At 60.0% G+C, this 24,771-nt stretch carries 16 protein-coding genes; 10 read left to right on the forward strand and 6 right to left on the reverse strand.

The genetic code is table 11. From position 1 onward, the window contains the following. Nucleotides 1-102: 102 nt before the first annotated feature. On the forward strand, nucleotides 103-8,862 hold the full coding sequence (locus tag IPV69_RS12455) for an RHS repeat-associated core domain-containing protein (protein WP_206295439.1): 8,760 nt from the start codon (nucleotides 103-105) through the stop codon (nucleotides 8,860-8,862). 632 nt (nucleotides 8,863-9,494) lie between these two features. Further along, nucleotides 9,495-9,821: a hypothetical protein gene (locus IPV69_RS12460; RefSeq protein WP_206295440.1), complete on the forward strand. Its 327-nt coding sequence runs from the start codon at nucleotides 9,495-9,497 to the stop codon at nucleotides 9,819-9,821. 19 nt (nucleotides 9,822-9,840) lie between these two features. On the opposite strand, the gene IPV69_RS12465 is transcribed toward IPV69_RS12460, so the two are convergent. Beyond that, nucleotides 9,841-10,899: an integrase core domain-containing protein gene (locus tag IPV69_RS12465; protein WP_206295441.1), complete on the reverse strand. Its 1,059-nt coding sequence runs from the start codon at nucleotides 10,897-10,899 to the stop codon at nucleotides 9,841-9,843. A 406-nt stretch (nucleotides 10,900-11,305) separates the two neighbouring features. Here IPV69_RS12465 and IPV69_RS12470 point away from each other — a divergent pair, with 406 nt between their 5' ends. From IPV69_RS12470 to IPV69_RS12490, 5 genes are all read left to right on the forward strand, one after another. Beyond that, entirely contained in the window at nucleotides 11,306-12,283 is a 978-nt protein-coding gene (locus tag IPV69_RS12470; protein WP_206295442.1) for a tyrosine-type recombinase/integrase, read from the forward strand. Further along, nucleotides 12,280-13,227: a tyrosine-type recombinase/integrase gene (locus tag IPV69_RS12475; protein ID WP_206295443.1), complete on the forward strand. Its 948-nt coding sequence runs from the start codon at nucleotides 12,280-12,282 to the stop codon at nucleotides 13,225-13,227. Before IPV69_RS12470 ends, IPV69_RS12475 begins: the two co-directional genes overlap by 4 nt. Further along, nucleotides 13,224-14,207 (forward strand): tyrosine-type recombinase/integrase, encoded by a 984-nt coding sequence (locus tag IPV69_RS12480; RefSeq protein ID WP_206295444.1) that lies wholly within the window; start codon nucleotides 13,224-13,226, stop codon nucleotides 14,205-14,207. Before IPV69_RS12475 ends, IPV69_RS12480 begins: the two co-directional genes overlap by 4 nt. Before the next feature lie 255 nt (nucleotides 14,208-14,462). Continuing rightward, on the forward strand, nucleotides 14,463-16,982 hold the full coding sequence (locus IPV69_RS12485) for an RHS repeat-associated core domain-containing protein (RefSeq protein WP_206295445.1): 2,520 nt from the start codon (nucleotides 14,463-14,465) through the stop codon (nucleotides 16,980-16,982). Nucleotides 16,983-16,985: 3 nt separating this feature from the next. Further along, entirely contained in the window at nucleotides 16,986-17,396 is a 411-nt protein-coding gene (locus IPV69_RS12490; protein WP_206295446.1) for a tetratricopeptide repeat protein, read from the forward strand. 359 nt (nucleotides 17,397-17,755) lie between these two features. Here the strand turns inward: IPV69_RS12490 and IPV69_RS12495 are convergent, their stop codons facing one another. The 4 genes from IPV69_RS12495 to IPV69_RS12505 form a co-directional block, all read right to left on the reverse strand. After that, on the reverse strand, nucleotides 17,756-18,331 hold the full coding sequence (locus IPV69_RS12495; protein ID WP_206295447.1) for an integrase core domain-containing protein: 576 nt from the start codon (nucleotides 18,329-18,331) through the stop codon (nucleotides 17,756-17,758). 490 nt (nucleotides 18,332-18,821) lie between these two features. Continuing rightward, nucleotides 18,822-19,202, reverse strand: coding sequence for a DUF6527 family protein (locus tag IPV69_RS27940; protein ID WP_390884389.1), 381 nt, complete (start codon nucleotides 19,200-19,202; stop codon nucleotides 18,822-18,824). Continuing rightward, the gene (locus IPV69_RS12500) at nucleotides 19,199-20,629 is read right to left on the reverse strand and encodes a ThiF family adenylyltransferase (protein ID WP_206295448.1); all 1,431 of its coding nucleotides are present in this window, start codon (nucleotides 20,627-20,629) and stop codon (nucleotides 19,199-19,201) included. Before IPV69_RS12500 ends, IPV69_RS27940 begins: the two co-directional genes overlap by 4 nt. Continuing rightward, nucleotides 20,626-21,444: a multiubiquitin domain-containing protein gene (locus IPV69_RS12505; protein WP_206295449.1), complete on the reverse strand. Its 819-nt coding sequence runs from the start codon at nucleotides 21,442-21,444 to the stop codon at nucleotides 20,626-20,628. Before IPV69_RS12505 ends, IPV69_RS12500 begins: the two co-directional genes overlap by 4 nt. Before the next feature lie 235 nt (nucleotides 21,445-21,679). Here IPV69_RS12505 and IPV69_RS12510 point away from each other — a divergent pair, with 235 nt between their 5' ends. Together IPV69_RS12510 and IPV69_RS12515 are read left to right on the forward strand one after the other, a co-directional pair. After that, a complete protein-coding gene (locus tag IPV69_RS12510) occupies nucleotides 21,680-22,081 on the forward strand; it encodes a helix-turn-helix domain-containing protein (RefSeq protein WP_206295450.1) in 402 nt (133 codons plus the stop codon). After that, complete coding sequence (locus tag IPV69_RS12515; protein ID WP_206295451.1) at nucleotides 22,078-22,983, forward strand: ImmA/IrrE family metallo-endopeptidase; 906 nt, start codon at nucleotides 22,078-22,080, stop codon at nucleotides 22,981-22,983. The genes IPV69_RS12510 and IPV69_RS12515 overlap by 4 nt, the downstream gene beginning before the upstream one ends. A gap of 279 nt (nucleotides 22,984-23,262) precedes the next feature. Here the strand turns inward: IPV69_RS12515 and IPV69_RS12520 are convergent, their stop codons facing one another. After that, the gene (locus tag IPV69_RS12520) at nucleotides 23,263-23,670 is read right to left on the reverse strand and encodes an N-acetyltransferase (RefSeq protein ID WP_206295452.1); all 408 of its coding nucleotides are present in this window, start codon (nucleotides 23,668-23,670) and stop codon (nucleotides 23,263-23,265) included. Between the two features lie 421 nt (nucleotides 23,671-24,091). Between IPV69_RS12520 and IPV69_RS27575 the strand changes: the two genes are divergently transcribed. Then, nucleotides 24,092-24,769 carry an ISAs1 family transposase gene (locus tag IPV69_RS27575; RefSeq protein ID WP_206291263.1) on the forward strand — a complete coding sequence of 226 codons (678 nt, stop codon included), beginning with the start codon at nucleotides 24,092-24,094 and terminating at the stop codon, nucleotides 24,767-24,769. Nucleotides 24,770-24,771 lie beyond the last annotated feature (2 nt).

The raw sequence follows: 24,771 nt of genomic DNA on the forward strand, positions 1-24,771 counted from the left end.
TATGGCAGCTTCGGTAGCCTCTCCTTGCGTCGCAAGGGTGGCGATCAGCTGGAAGGCCGTCGCTCAGGGTTGGTGGGATCAATTCAATAAGGGCACATTCGCATGTCCATTCAATCGATTTCTCGTGCTTTTCGTCGGGGATTACGTTCAAAGTCAGACGGCAATCCTCGCGAAACTGTCCGTCGCGCCGTCGCCTCGGCGATCGAACAGTTGGAGGGGCGTGTCCTTTTTACGACGGCGCCCGACGGCTACACCTTGTGGGATACAATCACCGTTGCGACGCCGCAGGGTTCTTCCGCACCGAGCCCTGTTGAATCGAGCGTCACCCTGACCAATGGCGAGAACTACAAGATCCGTGTGAGCGGCACCTTCACCTTGAGCAGCGGCTCAAGCCCGCCACGTGAAGCAGACGCAGAATATGGTCAACCCACCGGCGGCTCGTCGTCCTGGAATAACACAAGCGGCGGTGGTTTCGATTGGGGTATGAAGTTCGGCATGGTGGGCGGATCTCTGGCGAAGCCAACTTCATGGGGTGAATACAGCTCTGCTCACGAATACACGCTCAACGTCACCGGCAGCAATGCCAAAATGCAGTTTCAATACCAGGATGACGTCTGGACGGACAACGCGGGCGCTTTGACTGTCGAGATTTTCAGGCCGGACTATAGTTCCGCTACATATGTACCTCCCATCCCCGCCTTTTCCATTCCCGGATGCCTTCCTTGTGAGAAGTGGACTCTTGGCGGCTCAGCCGGTCCGCTTTGCCCTCAGCCATCTATTGCAACTTCCGCAGGGGGCGTCCGGCTCGGTGACGGAGCTTATACGCACACATCGGTAGACATCTCGTCAGCCGGACTCGGTGAGGCATTCGGACGCGTAAGGACGGTTTCCAATGCCGTGGGTGCTGGGCAATCGGCCGACGGCAATGGAGTTTCGGATGCTCAGCAGCCGACACTTCGCCGGAATGAGGCCGGCGACATCGCGGTTGTCGATGCGGCTGGGGCTGCTCGACAGTTCATCCGAAGTGGAAGCACCTACTCACCCCGGTTCTTCTCGCAGGACAAGCTCGTATATGACGCGGGTGCCCTGAAGTTTTTGTTGACCGATTCGCTGGGCAACATCACCGAGTTCAATGACTTCTCGGAAGGATTCGGAAGCCGCTCTGGCGCTGTCACTCACTACACTGACGCCGCCGGCAATATCACGACGTTCTTCCCATACGTATACACCCAGATTGCCCGCAGCTTTGAAACCGGCGGCGACGAGGGTACCGAGCGGTTGCTGTACACCTATTCCGGAAGCCATGTTGAGTCCGTAACGCTCTCGCGCAGCCTCAATGCTGGTACTGAGCAGACGGTAGGATCGGTAACCTACACTTATTACGGTGACACCGACGCACTCCATGGTTCGAACGGCGATCTCAAGACAGCCGTAATTAAAGATGCAGACGGCAACACCGTCGAAACCAAGTATTACCGCTGGTGGAAATCCGGTGAGAATGGTGCTGGTCATCTCAAGATGGCCTTCGAGGGGCAGGACTTTGACCGCGCCGATGCGGCGATCTCCGGGGGTCTCTTGGCCGCGAGCGATATTGACGCAAAGTTGTACGCTTCGAGTTATCTGGAATACGACAGCAGTAGTCGAGTGACCTTTCAGCTAATTCAAGGATCCGGCTGCTCGTGTGCGGGCTCAAGCGGGCAAGGCCAGTTTTCTTACACTTACTCGGCCGACAGCGGGTTCTCCGACGCTCATAACAACTGGAAGCGATATACGACTGTCTCGATGGAGGACGGCACCAAGCAGATTGCCTATACCAATGCTTACGGCCAGACTATCCTGGATATCACGGAAGCGTCCGACGGGACAACTCGATGGGCAACCTACTATCGTTATGACAGTTCGGGACGGTTGATTCTCAAGGCAAATCCCTCTGCGGTCGCGCTTCCGACAACGCTTTCCAGCATGCACGGGTACGCCGACCTGGTGAATTTCTCTTCCTCTACCTACCTGCAATCGAGTTCCGGGCTGATCGAAACCTGGAGCTACTATGGCAGTGAAACCACCGGCATTGATGAAGACACCGATGGCGGCGCGGTGGGTTACCTCAACGAAACCCACGTTCAGAGAGGCACCAGCGGCACGCCCGTTCTCCAAGCTAAGGCTACCTACTTCAAGCGAGCAACGGCCGGGGCCACTACATTTCCCACCGCTTCCACAGCAGTGTACGAGGAAACAGACGGTAGCGGCAGTCGCCGCACCGACTACAGCTATACCTTTGAAACCGGTTCCACGCACATCGCGAGGATGGACGTTAAGCGGCCCGAGGTGACGGACCTCCGTAACGGCCCGGGCAGCTCCATCCGCGACATCAGCACGAGCGTCTTCGATGCTCTCGGCCGCACAGTCTGGTCCAAGGATGCTCGGGGTGCGATTTCCTACACCGAATACGACGCACTCACGGGCGCGGTTGTCAAGTCCATTTCCGACGTCGACTTATCCAAAACCGTCGACTTCGACTCGACTTATCTGCCCGGCGGCTGGTCTACGCCCAGCGGCGGTGGCTTGCACCTGATCACCACCATGGAGGTCGATGTTTACGGCGATGTCACCTCGGTAACCGATCCCCGCCGCAACGCGGACATTAGCGACGGTAGCAAGTCGTACATCGTTCGACTCCGTGACGACAAAGAGGTTTGGTCATTCCCCGACTGGCACGCGGTCGGCGGGGGCAATTATGACACGACCGGGCCGGTCACAGTCACCCGGGAGAATTGGGCTGCGGGCTATACTGAAACTCTCAGTTTCGACCTTGCTCCCGTCGCCAACGCCGTACCGACCGGCAACTACACCATCACCGGCGCAGACGTTCTGTCGCTGTCACGCAGCAACCTCAGCCTTTCGCGTCAAGTGCTCAGTACGGATATCTATTTTTCGATGAGCGGGCTGACGGGCTACACCGACAGTCAGCTCCGCGTCGCCAATCTTGGGACCGAAGGCGTCAATTTCCACCGCACGCAATACGATTACAACAAGCGCGGAACGGTCCAGAAGACGACCTCGCCGACTGGCACTATCTACCGTACGGTGTTCGACGCCCTGCAGCGCCCCGTCAGCAGTTGGATCGGCCTTGACGACACGCCCACTACCGGAACCTACTGGTCGCTGACAAATACCGGTGGCACCGATCTGGTACAGGTCAGCGCAAATGAGTACGACGACGGCGGCATCGGCGACTCCAATCTTACGAAAGTGACACAGTACCCGAGCGGTGCGGGCAGTCCGTCCGACGCGCGTGTCAGCCAAAACTACTTTGATTGGCGCGACCGTCTGGTTGTTTCACGTACCGGCGTGACGAGTTCAGCCCTCGCGGAGTTCATCAGCTTTAATGAACTTAACAATCTGGGTGAAATCGAAGAGACACTTGTCTATGACGGCAATGAAGGGGGCGGCGTAACGATCACTTATACCAGCGGCGTGCCGGACGAGCCCGCAGACCCCAACAGCGGCACAAGCGATCACGAGCTTCTCAGATCCCGGTCGACACAGGAGTATGATCAGCAGGGTCGCGTCTTCCGTTCCAAGACCTACAGCGTGACTGCGTCAACAGGCGCCATATCTTCGGCCGCACTAACCAGTAACGTCTGGTACGACGCCAATGGAAACGTCATTGCGTCCGCCCAGCCTGGCGGACTTCAAAGCAAGTCGTCGTTCGATTTCGCTGGTCGCACGACGCTCAATTCCGTTACCGACGGCGGCGGCGATTCCACCTACGCCGACGCCAGCACGAGAACCGGCGACAAGGTGCTGGAGCAAGCATCGTACGAATACGACGCCAACGGCAACGTCGTCCTCACCACTGCCAAGCAGCGGTTCCACGACGAAACAGGCACAGGCGATCTGGGTACTGCTACCACCGGCAACAAGGCCCGCGTGAGCTACGTGGCAGGATACTTCGATACGCTCGATCGCCAGACCGATGTCGTCGACGTTGGCACGAACGGCGGCGTTGCCTACGGCAACCCGTTATCTGGGCCAGCGGTCGGGAATGCCAACTTCGAAACGCCCAATCTCGGCGACTACAATTTTCAGTATGAACCGTCGAGCGCTTCGTGGATATTTGGTCCCGGGGCCGGAGTCGCGGGCAACTACAGCGGCTTTACTGGTGCCAACCCCGTTGCCCCCCAAGGCGACCAGGTTGGCTTCCTCCAAACCACTGGGACGATGACTCAATCAACGTCCTGGCAGGCGGGAACCTACGTCATCCAGTTCAAGGCTGCCCAGCGAACCAGCAACTCGCAGAACTTCGAAGTACGGATCGATAGCAACGTCGTCGGCACGTTCACGCCGACCTCCTCTTCTTACGGGCACTACGCAACAGCCCAGTTCGACGTTACCGCCGGCTCTCATACAATCGAGTTCCGCGGCATCAACACCGTCGGCGGGGACAACACCGCCTTCGTGGACGATATTCAGGTTGTTCCCGTCATTGCCACTCGCTCGGATACCCGGCTAGTAACCAGTTACACTTACGATGCCGCCGGTCGGCTGCAGGAAGTTTCAGACCCGAAGAGCATCGAAACACGTTACGCGTACGACCTCGCGGGGCGGACGGTCAGCGTTACAGAAAACTATGTCAATGGGTCGCCAAGCGATACCGACGACCGCATTACCCGCAACACTTACGACGGCAACAATAATGTGCTGACCATGACGGCCGACCTGTCCGGTACCGATCAAGTCACGCAGTACGTTTATGGCATCACGATCGCTGGTGGCAACATCGTAAACTCTAACGATGTGTTGAAAGAGGTCCGCTATCCCGATGCGACAACCGGTGCCGCCAGCACCTCGGCGTCCGATAAGGAGCAGTACACCTACAACGCGCTAGGCGAAACCAAAACGTTAACCGACCAGAACGGCAATGTTCACACGTACACCCGTGATGTCTTGGGCCGACTTACCAGCGACGAAGTGACCACGCTTGGTACGGGTGTCGACGGCTCGGTTCGCCGGCAGGAAGTACGCTACAACACGCAGGGACTGGCCGATCAGTTTACGCAACGTGGCATCACACAATCCGTAAGCAGCCTGACGCGTAGCGGTACGACCGCAACCGCGACGATTACCGCGCACGGCTATGCTGTTGGAGATACGGTTGTAGTCGCCGGCGCCAATCAGTCCCAGTACAACGGCACGTTTGTCATTCTCACCGTTCCCACCGCCAATACCTTCACGTACACGATGGCCAGCGATCCCGGCGCATCCGGCACCGGCACCATCACCGCTCGCCGCCTCGTCAACCAGGTCCAGCGCGAGTTCAACGGCCTGGGCCAGATGAAGACCGAATACCAGCAGACGAACGGCGCGGTGAACACTAGCTCAACCCCGAAGGTACAATATGCGTACACGGAGATGGCCTCTTCGGCCAACCACAGCCGGCTTAAGTCGATGACGTACCCCAACGGCCGCATTGTCCGCTACGAGTACACGTCGGGGCTCGATGCCGACATCAGCCGCGTCAGCTTCCTCGCCGACGACAGTAGCGGCTCGGTGGGGACGCACGTCGAGGAATACAGCTACCTCGGTCTCTCAACGATCGTCGAACGCAATCACCCCGAACCCAGTCTCAACCTCACCTACGTCGCTATCAGCGGCACGGGAGACGCGGGCGACAAGTACGTCGGCCTTGATCGGTTCGGCCGTGTTGCTGACCACCGATGGGTGGATCAGCGGGTGACTCCAGTGACCGGCACTGCCGACAGCGGCACCACCACCACTTTGGTCGATTCGCCCCTCAGCAGCAGTAGCGACACCTACATCGGTTACACGCTGACGATCACCGGCGGCACGGGTGCCGGTCAAACCGCGACCGTGACCGGGTATAACGGCTCGACTAAGACGCTTTCGTTCTCGACGCTGTCCACGGCTCCCAACAGCACATCCACCTACACGCTGACTTATAATCGCGATGTCGACCGGTTCCGGTACGCCTACGACCGCGACTCCAACCGCACGACACGCGAGTGGGATAGCTATCAGATGCCGTCCACCGTCAACTTCGACGAGGCCTACTCCTACGACGACTTCAACCGCCTGACCAAGGCGAACCGGGGCAATGTCGTCAGCGGAACGATCTCGGATGCCAACTCGAACTGGAGTCAGAGGTGGGACGGCTCATCAGTCAGTCCGCCCAGCCCGCCCGCGGTGAGCGGATATGATGCACTGGGCAACTGGAAAGGGGTCTATACCGACACAGACGGAAGCGGCGGCACCGCGGCGACCGTGCAAACGCGGACACACAACAGCCAGAATCAGTTGACGGCGGTCTCCGGGGCCACGACACCGACGTATGACGACGCTGGCAGCATGACCAAGGACGAGTCTGGCATCCAGTACACTTACGACGCATGGGGCAGGACGATTAAGGTTAAGACTAGCGGCGGGACCGACAAGGTCATCTACACCCTTGACCCGTTGGGCCGGCGAGTGGCCCAGGACGTCACCGCGTCCGGCGTAGGCGGTGACACGCAGTATTACTACTCAAGCAACTGGCAGGTGCTCGAAGAACGTGAGTCCAATGGTTCAGGTTATGTCGCCAAGTTCCAGAACGTCTGGGGCCTAGCGTACATCGACCAACTGGCGATGCGCGACACACTCGACGCCAATACTGCTGGTATTCTGGACACCACCTTCAGCAATGATGGCAAATACACCCACTCGCTGCCCGGTACGAACGACTTCGTCCGATTCGTCACCCAATCGGACGGAAAGATCGTCGCCGTCGGCGATTCCGGAAATGATCTCATCGTCGCCCGCTTCAACGACGACGGCACCCTGGACAACACCTTCGACGGCCCTAGCGGCAGCGGCAACGGGATCTTCACCATCAATGTCGGCACCGTCGACCAGGCGCATGGCCTAGCCGTGCAGTCCGACGGCAAGGTCGTCATCGTCGGCTACGTCGACGCCGACATCCTCATGATGCGCCTCAATGCCGATGGCACCTACGACACCACGTTCGACGGCCCGGGTGGGTCCGGCAACGGCAAGTTCACCATTAATATCAGCGGCACAGACAGCGCGCGGGACGTGGAGATCCAGTCGGATGGCAAGATTGTTATCGCCGGCACAAGCGGAGGCAACTTTCTGGTCGGACGGTTCAATACCACCGGAACGTGGGACACCGGTTATGACACCGACGGCCGCCAGACGGTGGACTTCGGGGGAACGGATCGTGGGTTCGAAATGTCACTCGACCACGACGGCAAGGCGGTGGTGGTCGGCGAGACGACGGCCGGCACCGGCGGCGACATCGCGATCATCCGCATGACGACGGCCGGAGCGTTAGATACGAGCTTCGACGGCGACGGCAAGAAAACCATCAGCCTGACCGCGGGTCAGGACAGCAGCCGGGCCTTGGCGATCGACCGACAGAACCGGATCGTGCTCGCCGGATCGGGCGGGACGGACTTCGACGTGTTCCGGTTGAACCCCAACGGCAGCGCCGACAACAGCTTTGACGGAGACGGCCAGGCGACGATCGACATCAGCTCGACGGATGTCGCCAATGACCTGGTGATCGACAGCTACGGCCGGATTGTGGTCGCCGGGTCCTCGGGAAGCGGCGCGGACTTCGCGGTCATTCGGCTTAAATCTTCCGACGGCTCGTTGGACGCCACCTTCGACGGCGACGGGAGGCGAGCGGTGGATTTCGGCAGCGGCAGTGAGAACGCCCAGGGATTGGTCATCGATCCCTTCGGCCGGATCGTACTGGCCGGGACGAGCAACCAGGACGTGGCGGTGGCGCGACTCAGCGGCGGCGGAGCGCGGCACTACATCGTCCAGGACGCCAACTACAACGTGACGGCAGTGGTGGAAGCCAGCGCGACGGTCGCCGACCGGTATCAGTACAGTCCTTATGGAACCTACACGGCTTTGAATGCGGATTTCAGCGCTGACTCGAATAATTTCGGGGAGATTTACCAGGCGTTCTACTTCCAAGGCCTGCGGTTCGATGGAAACAGCGGAAACCTCCATGCCCGTAACCGCGATTACCGGGCGAGCTTGGGGCGGTGGACGCAGAATGACCCGGCGGGATATGTGAACTCATTCAACACCTATGAGCTAAGTAAATCGTCGCCGGTAGTGCTATTGGATCCGTTCGGCCTCCAGACGCAAGGAGCTCCCACGGGACCCAATCGCGCGCAGGCTATACTTAATTCTCTAGAGCCCGCGCCAGGAGGCGCCGCAGGCGGCCCGCTGTATCCGCTTGTCGCGGACCGTGGAACATTTACGATTAACTACGGAAGAGATGATTCCGAGACAAAGTCATCCATGCAAATCTTCTTTACGCCCTCGAAAGACGTCAAAGACGGATGCCTTTGCGATGAGATTAGCTTCGTGCAATACCTTAAAGAGTCGTGGAACTCATTTCCAGGAATGTTCGTTCAAGATACCAAAACTTGGACCTTAGATGGTGCCGACCCCTACGGCGTTGTTGGCGAGACGAGCTTTCCTTGGATTCGCGACAAGCCCGGATCGATTAATGCGGAAATGCGAGATGGCCCGGGGCTCGCGTTCGATTTTCTCTGGTCTACGCGGTCCCTGAAGCAAACTTTTAGGACTTCTGCGATCTGCCGTAAGGGAAAGGAAGCGGGAAAATCTTACGGAACAATTATGTGGTCACATGACTTTACTTGGGGAGGTGACTCCGGAGCCAAAGTCGTGCGGAAAGTGTGGTATGAAGCGGATGGAGTGGCACAGCCAGACACTAAGTCTGGTAAATTGAACGATTCTGGTGTTTCTTTCAAGGCTCAGAACGTTCGACCAGTAGCAAATATCACTACTAATACAGACCCGTAATACTTTACCATGCGGGAGACATAGATGCGGGCGGCACCATGGCGATCCTCTAGAAATGACGCTGTTGTAGCAATTTCGATTGCTTCAGTTTTCACTTCGTTCGCGCTATTGTATAGCGCAACCGCTTTCCTACTTTGGCCTTTGGACATGTTTCCGTCTTGGGCTCAGTTGGCAACATTTCGTCTAATACGAATTCTTCAATCACCGGCTCTTGAATTGTCCGTTGTAAATTTTTTCGTTGCGACTATATGTCCATTTCTCTACCGTGCTAGACGGACTCTCTTTTATGCCGGAATTGCGCTCTCAATGATGGCGATTTCCATTACCTATTATGCGCATATACAGCGAGTCAATCACTTACCTGTATATCAACGCAATCAAAGCCAAACTCAACAGGCCTGCTCGCCCTCAACCTTCGCTGGTTGCAACAAACTTGCAGGAGTCCGGGAAGACAAAAACTCCGCCATATGCTTAAGCACAGTTTTTGCCGCGTAACGGCGAGTGTTCGTCGGGCACTCGGTCGCCAATTTTGGTCGGTTGTAGCGGATCGCAAGACAGGTTCGAGGCGGACGTTTCGACATCGACGCATCCACGCTCGCTGACGGGCGCGGTGGCGGTGTTGAAGATATTGGGTGAATTCATGCCGCGGCGCGATGGTGGTGCTTCAGGACGCCGCCCTGTCGTCGGCGGCAAAGAACCTGCCCGGAGGTCGGCGGTTTGTCCGGCGACGTGACCAAAAGTTGATTCTCTTTGCCTTCATCCACACGGCGGTCGGGTTGAAGGCACACGGCGACAGGAACACTCGCCGCGAAGCGACGTGGAGGAAGACCAAGACGAAACACTCGCGAACGCCGGTAAGCGTGACGATGTGCCGTGAAAAGAAATCGCAATGCCAGAGCGTTTCGGCGTTGTCGGCGCAGCGTCAGCAGTCGCATCGGGAGGATGGCGAGTTGAAGTGAGGGAGGATATTGAGTGGGTTCACGCCGCGGCGCGATTATAGTGCTTCAGGACGCCGCCCAATCGTCGGCGACAGTGAATCTTGCCGGAGGTCGGCGGTAAGTCCGACGGCGTGATCAACAGTTGGTTCTCTTTGCCTTGGTGAGGACGTTCCTCGTGGTAGTGTTCGACGTACTCGCGAACGAGCAGATCGAAATGCTCCTGCCCGAAAATGAGGAACCGGTCGAGGCATTCCTCCTGAATGGACCGATGGAATCGCTCGACGAACGCGTTCATGTTCGGCGCTCGCACGGCGGTTCGCTTGACCTCGCAGCCTGCGGCCGTCAGCGTCTCGTCGAACGGCTTCGTGAAGATACCGTCGTTGTCGCGGATCAGGTGGGATGCGGGCAGGTTCACCGACTTAGCGTGAGCGATGAATGCCTCAGCTTGAGCCTTCATCCACTCGGCGGTCGGGTTGAAGGCGCACGGTGACAGATACACGCGCCGCGATGCGACGTGCAAGAACACAAGCACAAAGCACTGGCGGATGCCCGTGAGCGTGACGATGTGCCTCGAGAAGAAGTCGCATTGCCAGAGCGTCTCAGCCTGTGCCGTGATAAGCTCGCTCCACGACTGAACGCCACGACGAGGCTGCGGGTTGACGCCGGCATCGCGCAGGATGTTGACGATGTTCGACCTCGACGTGGTCACGCCGAACTTGGCGAGTTCGCCGAGGATGCGGGTGTAGCCCCAGGCGTTTTCACGGGCGAGTCTGAGGCCCAGTTCGCGAAGTTCGTTAGCCGTCTTCGGCCGGCCGACGGATCGGCGAATCGACTTCACGACGGCGGCAAGGTTGGCGAACGCCCGAACCCACCGCCGAAAGGTGGAGTAGCCGACGATCGAGAGCAGCAAGGCGACGCCGGCTCCGATCGCCGTTCCGAGGTCGACGAGCTTGCGTTTTTCTTCGCCGGTCAGTCTGAGCGGGCCATGGTGATCGCGGTAGAGTTGGTTCTGGTAGACTACGAACTCCAGTCGCCGTACCAGGTCGGAATCGGGGCCGCAACAGAGCACACGGAGAAGCCTTGGGAGCGAGAACGCCATGTGTCGGATCGTCGCGACAGGTCGGGCGGATTGCCACGTCGGTTGGCGGGCCAATGCCGAATGCCGGGTCGTTACGTCGTACGCAGAGTTTCGGCGGACGGTCGAATGGCCGACAGGCCGGCCGCCTGAGATTTCATGCGTTCCAACGTCAGACCTTCGATTTCAGCGCAGGAACGGGCAAAAAGTTCAACTGGTGTCTTTAGTTCAATTCCGAGGAAGAGCAGCCTGGGGAAGTTGTCGTATCGGGCGTCGTATTGTTGCGTAAAGTGCCCAGGAACGGCCGGCGCGGATAGCGTCGGCCGTTTTCGTGCGCTGGTCGCGGCGACGGTCGCGGGTTGTGGAGTCGTTGGCGTGTCGCGGGCGAGGCGCGTGATTCCTTCAACTCTTATATGACTGGAGGATCCCGATGCGCAACTGGGATCAATTGCTGGATCGGTACATGGAGCAGTACGCCGCCCGCGGCATTGCCGTCGAGACGGTGGCGAACGTTCGGCGGGAACTGGAGCGGCTGGGATGCTGGCTGAAGAATCGCCGGCCTCGGCCCAGGATCGAAGACGTGGGGTCGGATCTGCTGCAGGACTATCTCCAGCGCCGGGGAAGCTGGAAGGCCAAGGCCACGCTCAGCGGCGTGATGAGTACGGTGCGGGGCTTCGGAGAGTTCCTGGTTCTTCAGGGAGCGTGGGTCTCCAATCCGCTGCGCTGGATGAAGGGACCGAAGTTGCGGATGTACGATCGCATCCCCCGCCGAATCGGGGGCAAGGCCCAGCAGGACCTCTGGCAGGAGGCGGCGAAGGTCCGCGAGGAGTATCACCGCTATCTGTGGCTGGCGTCGCTGTCTCTGCTGTACGGGACGGGCCTTCGGCGAGGGGAACTGCACCGATTGAACCTGTCGGACTGGTCCGGCCAGGAAGGCACGCTACGCGTCGACGGCCGTAAGACCCGTCGTGAGCGGAGCGTGGCGTTGCCGGAACTGACCTGGCGTTGCATCGAGAGCTACCTGCCGCGTCGGCAGAACCACCTGTTGGCGCTGGGGATCCGGGAGGAATCGGCGCTGCTGATCGACAAGGACGGCGGACGGCTCAGCGGCGGCGCGATCAGCCGGGGAATCGGTCGGCTGGTGAAGCGGGCGGGAATCGACCATGTCACGCTGCACCAGTTCCGTCACAGCTGCGCGTCGGACCTGCTGGGCAAGGGGGTCAAGCTGCCGGAGATCCAGCGCCTGCTGGGCCACCAGACCGTCAGCACGACGGTGCGGTATCTGCACGTCGCCGATCCTGAGCGTCACGCGGCGGTGGCGCGTCACCCCATCAACCAGATGCTGGGCCTCGCAGGCACTGCGCCCGCATCAGCGGCCGTCGCACGGACCGAAGGAGGATGCCAATGAGCAGCAAGAGTGATTCATCTCCCAAGGTGGTGTTCGATCCGGTGATCGACGGGTACCTGGCGTACCTGGGCGATGTGAGCCGCAAGGCGGCCGGCACGGTGCGGGATGTACGCTGCACGCTGCGGAAGATCATCGGGCAGATGCAGGAGAGCCATCCCGATGTGGCATTGTGGAAGCTGAAGCTGGAGGACTATATCCAGTGGATCAATCAGCGGCGTGTCGCGGGCCAGAGCGGCGCGAGCCTGTGCAAGTACCTCAGCCATGTGCGTGGCCTGCTGGAGTACGCCTGGCGCAGCGGCCGCAGTGATCGCAATGTTTTGGACGGCTTCTCGCTTCAGGATGAACTGCGCCGGGTGCCGCCGGGCGCGCTGACGGAAGACGAGGCGAGACGACTGATCGAGGCCTGCCCGGCGACGACCGTTCCGCAGCGGCGTGACCGGATCATCGTGCTGCTGCTGTACGGATGCGGGCTGCGCACCGATGAGTTGTGCCGGCTGAACCTGGAGGATGTCAGCCAGGAACGTCAGGAGTTGATCGTCTGGAAGGGCAAGGGGGACCGGCAGCGTGTGGTGCCGATCCCGGCGGGCGTGTTCACGGAGCTGCTGGCCTACCTGGGCCAGCGTGGCGGTAAGCGGGGAGCGCTGATCCGGACGGCGGCCAAGTCGAAGCGTACCAGCGCGAAGGACGTCTGCGAGGCGGTGCGCAAGGCGGCCGAGCGGGCTCATATGGCCACACGCGTCACGCCCAAGACACTGCGTCACAGCTACGCCACGCACCTGATGGACCGGGGAGTGGACCTGGCGATCATCTCGTCGTTGATGGGCCATCGCAGTCCGGCCGAGACGGGCGTCTATCTGCACGTGCTGGGGGACAAACCGCGTGTCGCCGTAGACCGGCTCTCCTCCGCGGTTCAGCCCGTCCAGGGCAAAGGGGGTGAGCCATGAACTCGATCACCTGGGACTACTGGATCTGCCTGTATACACAGACGCACTGTGTGGCCAGGGGACTTCGTCCGCTCACGATCGCGGCGTACCGCACGGCGCTGCGGCAGTTCGAGTCATACGTGCAGGTCAAGCTGGAGGGCCGGTCGCCCGATCGCATCACGGCCGCCGATGTTCTGGGGTACCTGGAGCATCTGCGCACCGAACGGAAGAACGGAGACTCGTCGATCAACAGGACGGCGACGATCCTCAAGAACTTCTACCGGGCCATGGTGGGCATGGGGCATCTGGAGCCGCGTGCCAACCCGATGGCGCAGTTCCCGCGTCTGCGTCCACCGACCCGCAAGCTGCCGGTGGTGCTGTCGAGCGAAGAGGTGCAGCGGCTGCTGGAAGCGCCGCCGGGCGACACCGCGATCGGGCTTCGGGATCGGGCGATCCTCGCACTGCTTTATGGCACGGGGATCCGCGCCAGCGAGTGCGCGGGCCTCAATGAAGCGGACGTGGACCTGTCCGAACGCGAGATCCGTGTGCGCGGGAAGGGAGGCCACGAGCGGTCGGTGCCGTTGAACAGCAGCGTGGTGGAGGTGTTGACCTCGTACCGGCAGCAGCGGGGTGAAGTGGAGCCGCGCGACAGGTTCTTCCAGAGCCGGCGCGGCCAGGGCATGAGCCGGGGCGCGATCTACGAGCGGGTGAAGAAGTACGCCCGGCTGAGCCGGATCCCCAAGGAGATCTCGCCGCACAAGCTGCGTCATACCTTTGCCACTCATCTGGTCAGACGAGGCGTGGACCTGGTGACGATCCGCGACCTGCTGGGCCATCGGTCGATCACCAGCACACAGGTGTATCTGCATGTGACGGCCGAAGACCTTCGCGCGGCGGCGGACCAGCACCCGATCGGCGATCTGGCGGGCCTGCTGAAGAATCTATTGCCACAGACGAAGCTGCCGTTCCAGCACGCGCCGCCGCGGCGGCAGACCGGCTGAGAAGAGCCGAAGAGCTGACAAGAGAGAAGATTGTCGTTGAACGAATCCTCGCGATCGAGGATAAGGGGATGTTGTTGTCACACGCGGCCATCTGGGGCCAGGAATCACCGGGCCGGGTGTGAAAAGTGACCTGTATCAGAGCTCCGGCGACTCGGCCAGGGCTCCCCAACCCCCGTCATCACTGTGAGGACATACACCTCCAACTTCCGACGGACTTTTGCGATTCCCGCGAATCGAACTAAATACACGTACGATGTGCTCGGCCGGTCGCTGACGGATGCGGTGACGACTCTCGGCAGCGGTGTGAACGGCGTGGTCCGCCGGCTGCAAACCTCTTACAACACGCAGGGTCTGCCGGAGAAGTTCACGAGCTACGACGCGGCCAGCAGCGGTAGCGTCATCAACGAAGTCCAGCGCGCCTACAACGGCCTCGGCCAGATCATCACCGAGTACCAGGCCCACAGCGGCGCGGTGAATACTGGCTCCAGCCCGAAGGTGCAGTATGCTTACACCGAGATGGTCAGCGGCGCGAACCACAGCCGGCTGAAGAGCATGACGTACCCGAACGGGCGCGTCCTTCGCTACGAGTACAGCAGCGGCATCAACGCCGACACGAGCCGCATCAGCTTCCTCGCCGACGATTCGTCAGGTTCCGTCGGTACGCACCTTGAAGAGTACAGCTACCTGGGATCAGGCACGATCGTCCGCAAGAACCGCCCCGAGCCGGGCGTGGAACTGACCTACATCAAGCAGGGCGCCGAACCCGTCGCCGACGCCGGCGATCAGTACACGGGCTTGGACCACTTCGGCCGAATCGCCGACCAGCGCTGGCTGGTGACGTCCGGCGGCAGCCACACCGACCGCTGGACCTACGCCTACGACCGCAACTCCAACCCGCTGTACAAGAAGAACGAGTTGCAGTCGACGATGTCCGAGCTGTACCACGCCAACAGCGGCAGCAGCGGCGACAACAACACGGCGTATGACAAGCTCAACCGCCTGACCGACTTCCGCCGGGGCACGCTCAGTAGCAGCGCCAACAACGGCAGCGGCCTCGATACGGTCAGCAGCGCCAGCCGCACGCAGGGCTGGAGCCTCGACGCATTGGGCAACTCCACATCCGTGTCGACCAACGGCACACCGGCCAGCCGCACGCACAACAGCAAGAACCAATCGACTGTGGTCGGTGGGAACAACCTGGCGTTCGATAGCGCCGGCAACACGACGACGGACGACAGCGGCAAGCAGCACGTCTACGACGCCTGGAACCGGCTGGTGTCCACAATCGGCGATGCCTACAACGAACCAACGGTAGTGAGCAAATATGACGCGCTCGGCCGGCGGATCGTCTCCACCAACACCACTTTTCCGGCCGAGGAGCAGACGGTCGTGGATGTTGGCGACCTGTACTACTCGACCGCGTGGCAGGTGGTGGAGGAACGCAACACGATCACCGACACTACCCTGGCCAATAGTGAGAACCCCGAGATCGTCGTTACGTTGGCGAATACATCGCAGAACGTCTGGGGCATCAACTACATCGACGATCTGGTGCTGAGGGACAAAGACGCCGACAACAGCAGCGGCACCGGCAGCCTCGGCAAGTCCGGCAGCGGCCTGGAGCAACGCCTGTACGCCCAGCAGGACGCCAATCACAACGTGACGGCGTTGGTGAATACGTCGGGGACGGTGCAACAGCGATTCGTCTACGACCCCTACGGCGTGGCGACGGTACTGGACGCAAGCTGGTCCGGCACGACCGACGGCTACAACTGGCACTACCGCCACCAGGGAACGCGGTGGGAGTTCAACGCCGAGCTGTACGACGTGAGGAACCGATTCTACAGCCCGACCCTGATGCGGTGGATGCAGGAGGATCCGGCGGGGTATGTGGATGGGGCGAGTCTATTGCAGTATGTCGGTGGCAATCCAATTGCATTCGTTGATCCATGGGGGTTGCAAGCCGGTGTCGCAGTTCCTAGCGCTGGCAGTGGTGCTGGCGTCAACCCCAGTTCGCAGACAGGAAACGTCGCAGCTAGAGCAGCTGGGCGGGGAGTGGGCATGTTCCAGATTACGATGGAACTGATGGAAGCAGGAGCATTCAATTCCACGGTCGGCTATGAGTTTCAAATGGCACAACGATTGGGAGCTTCTGGCCTCTGCATTGATAGCCAGCGAGAAGTTTGGGCTGCTTGGCAGAAGTCCATGGAAGCCGGACGTGCGCACGATAGCGCGGTTATCGACGCTGCGTTGAACTGGCGGTCAATCCCAGCGCCAGCTCCAGGTGTAATGCTAATCACGCCGGGCACTCCGGCGGCAGGGAACCAATTTGGAACACTCGTCGCACAGACCACGGCGCGCGATGCGTCGCGTGCGGCAGCAGCTCAGAGGGCGGCTTGTGCCGCAGCTGCCCAAGCCGATAGAGATGCGGCAGAGCAAGCTATGTTCGATCGATGGAGCGACAATTACGTCGCTCGGCTCAGGCGCATGCAAGCAGCCAATAACGTAATCGCGAGTTCGACAGAAGGTTCATCATCAACAGGAGCAAGTGCAGGCGCTTCTGCCGGGTCCGGGGCCTCCGGCGGAAATCCGAGCACTCAACCAACGCCCAAGGGCTCCGCTGCTCTGGATCAACTCACCAGCATCGCAAAATCCCAGAAGCGCCTTTTCCAAGGCGACGAGGAGGTGCCACGGATTATTGATCAGATAACAAAAAGCGAACGGCGTGTCAAGAATCAGTTGGATCGACCTTACGCACCTGACGATTGGGAGTGAAAAATGCTGAGTGAATCGCAAAAGGAATCAATCAACGAGGCGATCGGTTTCTTAAGAGAAGGCAGGTTTCCGGATGCGGAATTGTTGCTCATGGAACTTATTAAGGAAAATCCTTCGGATGGAGCAGTGAACTCTTACTTAGCATGGAGTAGGCACCTTCTCGATCGCGATTCGGATGCAATAGAGCCAGCGCGCCGAGGCGTGCTGCTTGCGCCAAAATCGGAGAAGGCGTCAACGATTCTCTTTCATGTTCTTATGGCTCTAGGCAAAGCGCACGAGGCGTTGCTTGAAATGTGGCGATTCCTGGGCCGAGATTCTCGAGGTGAGTACTTTCAACTATTGTCCGACTTGATGGGGGTCGAGGAACATGCGGACTCTAAGGAAAAGACTGCCATGGATGTTTCGAGCGACTAATGAGCGCGGGGGTTCTGCGCCGCCGACATCGGACGGTAATAATGGAAAAGAAAAGACTGCCATGAATGTTTCGAACCGAAAAAGGGGATAAGTGCATGCATCCAAATGTAGCCAAAAAGTGCCGTCGACGGCGGGCGACCGCATCACCCGCTACCGTAGTGTACAAATATTCCGCCACACGTTTCATCTTCAGTTTTCGCGGTCGCTGGCGAGTATTCATGCGGTCTTTGGCTGCCACTTTTGAGCGGTTGTTGCGGATCGCAAGAGAGGTTCAAGGCGGACGTTTCGACATCGGCGCACGCCAGAACGCTTGTCTGCGTTGGAAGACCAGTGCTCGGTGTTGAGAATGTCGGACAAGTTCACGCCGCAGCGCGGTAGTAGTGCTTCAAGACGCAACCCAATCGTCGGCGGCAGACAATCTCGCCGGACTTCGGCGGGTCGCCCGGCGGCGCGATCAGGACTTGATTCTCTCGTCCTTGGTGCGGGCGTTCCGCGTGGTAGTGTTCGACGTACTCGCGAACCAGCAGATCGAAATGCTCCTGTCCGAAGATGACAAAGCGATCAAGACATTCTTCTTGGATCGATCGGTTGAACCGCTCGACAAACGCGTTCATGTTCGGGGCTCGGATGGCAGTCCGCTTAACCTCGCATCCGGCGGCCTTCATTGCCTCATCGAAAGGCGCGGAAAACATGCCGTCGTTGTCGCGGATAAGATAGGATGCCGGCAGATTGATTGCCTTGGCGCGAGCAACAAACGCTTCTGCTTGAGCCATCATCCACTCGGCGGTTGGATTGAAGGCGCACGGCGACAGGAACACTCGCCGGGACGCGACGTGCAGGAAGACCAAAACGAAACACTGCCGAACGCCGGTGACCGTGACGATGTGCCGTGAAAAGAAATCGCATTGCCAGAGCGTCTCGGCGTGGGCCTTCATGAACTCGGCCCACGTTTAGACGTCGCGACGCGGTTGCGGGCTGATGCCGGCTTCGCGCAAGGTGTTGACGACGTTCGATTGCGATGTCGTCACGCCGAGTTTGGCGAGTTCGCCGAGAATGCGGGTGTAGCCTCAGGCGTTCTCGCGGGCGAGTTTGAGGACAAGTTCGCGAAGTTCGTCAACCGATAGTATTGAAACCTATCGGAATCGCACCTGCTCCAAGATCGGGGCGATGTGTCGGATGCCTAACAGGAAAAGTTCTACTGGTGTCCCGCTGGTTCCATTGAAAATCAGCGCAATCGATGTATGCGTCGAATCAAAATGAATTGAGGCGGCCACCGGAATTGCCCCGAACATTGACTGTCTTTGGCTCAGGGCCAGTCGCCGTATGGTGGGATTGCTGTTTAACAAAAGCTGACCTTTCCTTTTGCTCCATCGAATAGGCTACGGGGTAGGTGTGAACTCAGACATGTTGCCATTTGATCGCCAATCAAATGGGTCGATTGTCACCACGGCAGCCGCTATCGGGGCACCAGTCGATCTCACCGCCACGAATCCAGAAATGGCACCGACAGTCGTTGACCTGAAGGACGGACGGTTCGACCGTTGGCCGATTGAGCCAGTCAATGCTTACACGCCAGCGAGGTGACTTTCGCGCGGATAGATTCAACATGACCTTTTCTCCGCAGCCTCCGGGGCATAGAAAGCAAATCCATTTTTCGACCGGGCCGTCGCGGACGACGACAAGTCGGCCAGGCTTCAGTTGCTCCGGTGCCGGGTGGTCTCGCTGCACCCGCGCGACAAAATCGGGTCGCGGGATGATCCGGCACGCCACAAGAATGAATCGAATCGCTGATCGCATCGTTGTCATCCCGTTCGATCAAGGAACGGCGACATGTCGCCGCGTCCCCAGTAGTGCTGTTCTACACATACGCGGCACGTGCCTTCCCGTGGCCCAGGTCGCTTCTCTCCCAGAAGACGATGCTTGTAGACACGGTGCGGCACCGACCCAGCCGAGCGATAACCGCTGAGGCGATGTAGCAGTTCGTCCACAGCCATGCAGGCCACATGTGTCGTGAAGGTGACGACCGCCGGATTGGGACGGCCTCCGCCACGCACATAGAGCTCGCCGCGCTCACGCAGCCGGTAATACTCGTCGGGATCGCGACGGAGTAGATCGTCTTCCTGGGCGGTCTTGGGATCGACGACCCCGCGGCAGAGAAGGCAGCGGTGGCCGGGGCCGACCACACTTACTCGGCCGTCGGCCATCGTGATCCGCGGGGGCGAGCCGTCGACGAAGTCGATACCGATTCCCATGTCGATGACCGGGATCAGGTAGAAATACGAAAGCCGGTTCAATAGCATTCGACCATCGTGATCGTCGGTGCAGGCGAAGATCACGTCACAAGCCTTGAGTGCGTTCCGGCAGGCCGGATCGCCTACCCAGCCCTTGAATGTTTCGACGCGCGCACCGAGCCCGATTTCTTCCATGCTGCGCTTGAGGATGTCGGTCTTGGCAAGTCCGCGACGCCCGTCCTTGTCACCAACATCGCGCATGGTTGCGCCGTGCAGTCGGTTCAGGTTCGTGAGTTCAGCGGTATCGTCATCAACGGCGAAGATGCGTTGCGCTCCGAGCCTTGCGAGCAGCAGCCCGACGGCGCTGCCCGTGGCACCGCAGCCAATGATGCCGAAACGCAGCGCCGCAACGTCAGCATTGAGCGCCGGGCCAAAGGCGAGCGCCTGCCGTGCCAGCGCCTCGACATCACCGGCATTCTCCCGTCCTTCGAAATCGATGAGCAGGCGATCGCCGATCGATCGGATCATTGAGAGCGGCTTGTGGGTTTTCTTATTGAGCCACACGCGCCCGAACATCCGACGCGGCCCGGCAAGCACCAAGCTGCCCAGCATCTGCTCCGGGCCGTTTCGGTTTTGGGCGAGTTCGATCAGGGCCGGCTCGTCCGCATCATCCTGTGAAGAAAACCGGTCATACCCACCCGGATGTCCGTGGACATAGACGGGGATCATCCCGGTATCTCGCGCGCGTTTGAGAACGCGCGTGAAGGTTGCCGTCCGCGCCCGCACATGGTCGGGCGAACTCGTGATGACATCCTCCGCGGCCAGCGGAATCACCTCCCGCGACAGCAGGCGAAGTTCGCCGTCGCGTTCCCACGGATCGGACTCGATCGCCGATGTGCCGCACAACAGGTAGGCGACGCCTTCATGGCCGCTAGCCGGTAAGACGGCCTTGCGAAGCTCGTGAAGGTGCCGCTCCTGGAGGGTGAGGGTGTGGCGGATCACTTCGTGTCCCTCAGGGCCGCGGAAATCCGCCGGATCATCGTGTGGATGCCGTCAACGCCGGCTCGCCAGTCGCTGTTGTGCCGGCTCCACTGCTGCCACTGCCGGCCGCCGAAATTGACCAAGACATCCGCCTTCTCCGGCCAGCCGGACGCGCCCTGCAGCTTGATCCAGGGAAAGCAGTAGAACATGTCCGGGCAGGCATCCGGATAGCCTGCAGGCAGGATCATCAGCACGTCCGTCGTGGCGTGATCGAAACGGCCGCCGGTGTTAAAGCCCTTGAATACGACTCCTTTCCTCTCGCCGTCGGTCACGGCTTCGACGACCATGTCGTGGTCGTCAAGAAAGCGCTGGTCCGACTCCGGCAGCACAAGGCACCGCTCACCGGCATTCGTGTCTTCCTTGCCGGTGTAGAAGCGTTCAACGCCCTTGGGCTCCAGCGGCACGGTCTGACCATCCGACAGGAGCAAGTCTTCCTGGGCGCGGCGTTCCTGCCACACGCGGTAGCCGGCCGGAATACCCGCGAGCCACCGAAGCTGCGTCTCCGTGATGCTGGCGCTTCCCCAGGGCTGGCGCCGGCCGTCCAACTCGAAGTTGAACGACCGATCGCTGCGGAAGGTAATAAAGATCTTGTGATCCAGCTCACGCAGATTGACCGTTTCCTCCAAGTCGATGTCTTCGAGCTGCCGGTCGGGGCCAAGGCAGAAAACGAGGTGCTCTTCGACCGGCTGCTTGCCGGCGAGGGTGAGGATTTGCCGCCCGGTCAAGACCGGATCGGCCGATTCGAAAGGTACTTTGTCGATTTCCAGCTTCTGCATGACTGTCCTTCCCGCGGACCGGCAAGGTTGCCGCGAAAAACGATGCCCAAGATGAACCGGCTGCGGAACTCCCGCTGCCTGCCGTGCCCGAAAGCCCGGATGCGTTACGGAGATCATTCGCTAAGTTCATCAAGCAGTCAAGTGGCAGTGCTTGAAAAATTTAGCAGCCGGCATAGTGTTGGGGTTGAAGAAGATGGACCGGGACGCGGTCCGCACTTTTACTGAATTGGATGCCATGCCTGATGAGAAGGACTGCAACGCGGCCGACGGATCAAAAGGTCAACCACTGGGTGACTACCTCGCCAACGTCCGCACGGCCAAGCAGATGTCGCTGCGGGATGTGGAGGAAGCCGCAGCCGGCGTCGTTTCCAACGCGTATCTAAGCCAGCTTGAGCATGGCCGTATCAGTAAGCCCTCTCCCAATATCCTGCATTGCCTTGCCCGCGTGTACGGCGTCGCCTACGAGACGCTGATGCAGAAGGCGGGCTATATCGCCGCCGCGGTAAACAACGAGACGGGCTCCAAGCGCCACGGGCGCGTAGCAACATTTGCCAAGCAGAACCTCACGAACGAGGAAGAAGAATCGCTGCTGGAATATCTCGCATTCCTCCGTTCGAAAAAGGGGAGGAAGTCGTGACGCTCGATAGCCTTGACGATGACCAGTTGCGCCAGGTTCGCGATCACGCCCGCAAGGCGCTCGAAAAAGCTGGCGCGAAGGGATGCTTTCCGACGCCGGTCGACCAAGTGATCGCCGCGGCGAAGCACCTCGTGAACGCCCACGAGGAGATCGATGAAGGGTTCCTCGCCAAGGCCCGTAAGAAAGTTGGAGGCGCGCTCAAGCGTGCGCTATCCAAGGTGATGGGCGTCCTCGACGTCACCGCCCGCACAATGCATCTCGACAAGCTGGTGCCGATCCACAAGCTGCCGTTTCTCAAGCTCCACGAGTTGGGACACGGCGTGCTTCCATGGCAGCGCGAGATGTTCAAACTCACCGAAGATTGTGAGTTGACCATCGCGCCTGAGGTCAGCGAACTGTTCGAGCGTGAGTCGAACGCCTTTGCGTCCGAGGTGCTCTTCCAGCTCGACAGCTTTACAGATGAAGCAGCTAGCGACGACGTTCTGGGGCTGAAAACGCCCCTGCGCCTATCGAAGCGTTATGGCGCGTCCGTCTATTCGAGCATCCGTCGGTACGTCAGCACGAACGCACGTTCCTGCGCCGTCATCGTTCTGGAGCCGCCTGTCGCCTGTTCTGGCGATGGCTTCGTCGCCAAGCTTCGCCGCGTTGTCGTGTCAAATCAGTTCCACTTCACCTTTGGCGATATCCGGCTCGCCGAAGAGTTCACGCCCGATGATGAGATCGGCCGCATAGTGCCGGTTGGCGGTAGACGGATGTCGCGTCCCCGCCCCCTCGTGCTTACCGACCGCAACGGGTCGAAGCACGAGTGCGTTGCTGAGGCATTCGCCCACAAATACAACGTGTTCATCCTCGTTTGCCCAAAGGCGACGCTTACGAAAAAGATCGTCCTTATCGCAAGCTAGTTCAGCAACCAGGCGGCACGGTGACACTCATGCCATCGGTCGCAGTGATTGGGTACTCCCCATACTTCTCCGCTTGATGTAATAGCGAATCGCCAATAACAAGACCTGCCGTGCGTGCGGCTGCGGTCTTCGACTCGGGCGATGCCGATTCAACCCTTGCTCCCTTCGCGTGCGGAAGCTTACCGGCCGCGGATGGTTTAGGAGGCAAGTGAAGATCACGATGATGGAGCCAGCGGGAATTGAACCCTAGCCGTTCGTAACGTAAAGGAGGAACGCTGCCTATCGTCGCCGCACGATCTTGTGCCCCGCGTGATCCAGGCAATCCCCATCTGGCACCGTCACCTCAAACCCCTCACGCCGATACCAGCCGAGCAGATCCCGGTTCTCCTCAATGTCCTTCTGCGTCACGCTCCCGAAGATTTCGCGGACACCTTCCGCATCGGCACGCCGGAGGAACCGCCTCAGGACCTCCGTCCCGATCTTGTTGCCCCTCAAGGTCCCGACCTGCTTCAACAGCGCCTTCGGCACCTCCACATCCGGGCGGACTTGCATGTCTTCGAGCCTCAGCCGGTCGCCCTCCCGCGTGCCCAACGCCCGGCACACCCACATGCCATCGAGCGTCGCTTCTAGATTGAAGTCGTCCTCTTCCACATCAAAGTCGAAAGCCAGTTCGTTTATGATCGTCACGGCGGAAGTTTCCCCTTTTCGTTCCCCTTTTCAAATGGGGAACGGTTGCGCGAGGTCCACAAAATCCACGGTGAAAACGGGCGGAAACTGCGGAGGAATTAGCGGAAAAGCCGCTTTTGGGGCGGTGATAGGCGGGAATTCATGTTCGGAGCTGTGGCTCTACGCGGCCCGATTTCAAGACCGGCGCAATCGACCACTCTGCCACTCCTCCGGGGAGTGCTTTGGAAGACTAGCCGCCTCGGGCGGGATCGTCAAAACTGCCTGCCGTCTTGTGCGGCAGGGCTGAGGGCAATCGCATCTCCTTTTGTCGATGGTTGTGTTTTGTACGGGTTGCGCTTTCTAACTTCTCTCGCTATCACTCCTTCACCGGTCGCGAAGCTTCGCTGGTAACAACTTTCATCTCCTGAAACGGAGCTTCGCCATGGATGGCCCTGCGACCAGTGGTACCCTGCGCGCGTTTTCCAACCTCCCCGATCCTCGCGGCTGCAACGTGATTCACAAACTCCACGACATCCTCGTCATCTCCGTCTGCGCCGTCATCTGCGGTGCCGACGGCTGGGTCGACGTTGAACTCTATGGCAAGAGCAAGCTCTCCTGGCTGCGAACCTTCCTGGATCTTCCCCACGGCATCCCGTCTCACGACACCTTCGGTCGCGTCTTCGCCAAGCTCCATCCCGACGCCTTCGAGCAGTGTTTCAACGCCTGGGTCGGCGCGATCGCACAGTCCGCCGGCGGACGACTGATCGCGATCGACGGCAAGGCCATCCGCCGGTCCTTCGAACACGCCTGGGCCAGGAACAACATGACCCACATGGTCAGCGCGTTCGTCGACGCCCACCGGATGGTCTTCGGCCAGGTCGCCGTGGATGACAAGAGCAATGAGATCGAGGCGATCCCGCGGCTTTTGGGCCTGTTAGACATTCAGGACGCGACGGTGACGATCGATGCCGCCGGCTGCCAGACGCAGATCGCCAGACAGATCGTCGATGCCGGCGGCAACTACGTGCTGTCGGTGAAGGAGAACCAGCCGAGGACCAGGCTTCGCCTCGTCCGACGCTGCACGCGAAGGTCAGGAAGCTGCTGGACGAAGCGATCCTGAGC

It is taken from the genome of Humisphaera borealis (genome assembly GCF_015169395.1).
Classification (GTDB): domain Bacteria; phylum Planctomycetota; class Phycisphaerae; order Tepidisphaerales; family Tepidisphaeraceae; genus Humisphaera; species Humisphaera borealis.